Source organism: Desulfothermus okinawensis JCM 13304 (assembly GCF_054654515.1).
Genome location: NZ_BAAIEW010000063.1, coordinates 1 through 971, shown reverse-complemented (window position 1 = coordinate 971; position 971 = coordinate 1). Strand labels below are relative to the sequence as shown.

At 36.5% G+C, this 971-nt stretch carries 2 protein-coding genes; both read left to right on the top strand.

Annotated features, from left to right (window positions below; all coding sequences use genetic code 11):
• Window positions 1–102: 102 nt before the first annotated feature.
• Entirely contained in the window at window positions 103–570 is a 468-nt protein-coding gene (locus ACYQ0O_RS13010; protein ID WP_459893759.1) for a transposase, read from the top strand.
• 20 nt (window positions 571–590) lie between these two features.
• On the top strand, window positions 591–971 hold a 381-nt coding region (locus ACYQ0O_RS13005; RefSeq protein WP_459893757.1), incomplete at its 3' end, for a transposase family protein.

The following is a 971-nucleotide window of genomic DNA, read 5'->3' as shown; positions in this document are numbered from 1 at the left end:
CCTGGGCTGGTATAAGGTAAGGGGGTGTTAGTTCTCTTATCTTGTTAGCCTTCCCCCTAGGGGGAAGGGGAAATTTTAACCTGGGCGGTAGGAGATTTTTTTATGGTTTATCCTGATAATGTTAAAGAAAGTGTACTCAAACAGATTCTTGCATCATCAAAGACTATTGCGGATATTGCAAGGGAGAATGGAATCCCGTATACTACAGTTATGACATGGAAAATTAAAGCTCAAAAAGGAAAAGCAATGAATAAAAAATTTACAGCAGAGGAAAAACTTAATTTTCTTTTTCAAAGTGCATCAATGAATGAAATGGAATTATCTGAATTTTGCAGAAAAAAGGGCATCTATCCATCTACGCTGGATAAATGGAAACAAGCTTGTCTGGAAAATATTGACATAGAAGCTGGTAAGAAGTTTAAGAAAAAAGAGAAGCAATTAAAACAAAAGATTCACAAGTTAGAAAGAGAAATAAGGAAGAAAGACAAGACCATAGCAGAGACTACAGCTCTATTGGTGCTTAAAAAAAAATTGGAGGATATCTTGGGGGACCAAGAGGACGCAAGATAGATTTTAAACAAAAAGAATTTGTGTATAAAGCTATAGATGAAGCCCAAAAAGAGGGGGCGAGATTGAAAAAGGCGTGTAAACTTATTGGAATATCAACAAGGACATATCAGCGATGGAAAAAGAGAGATACTCTAAAGGACAAGAGAAAGGATGTTTTAAGAAATCCTGCTAATAAGTTATCTAAACAAGAGAAACAGATGATTTTAACTACCTGTAATTCAAAGGATTTTAAAGAATTACCCCCTTGTAAGATAGTTCCAATGTTGGCTGATAGAGGAATATACATAGCATCAGAGAGTACCTTTTACCGAGTTCTTAGGGAAGCAGGGGAATTAACCCATAGAGGTAGGTCTAAACCCAGGACACATTCTAGACCTAAACACCATAAAGCCACAGGTCCA

Coding starts and splice junctions, on each gene's coding strand:
- ACYQ0O_RS13010 (WP_459893759.1), top strand. CDS start 103: ATGGTTTATCCTGATAATGTTAAAGAAAGTGTACTCAAACAGATTCTT.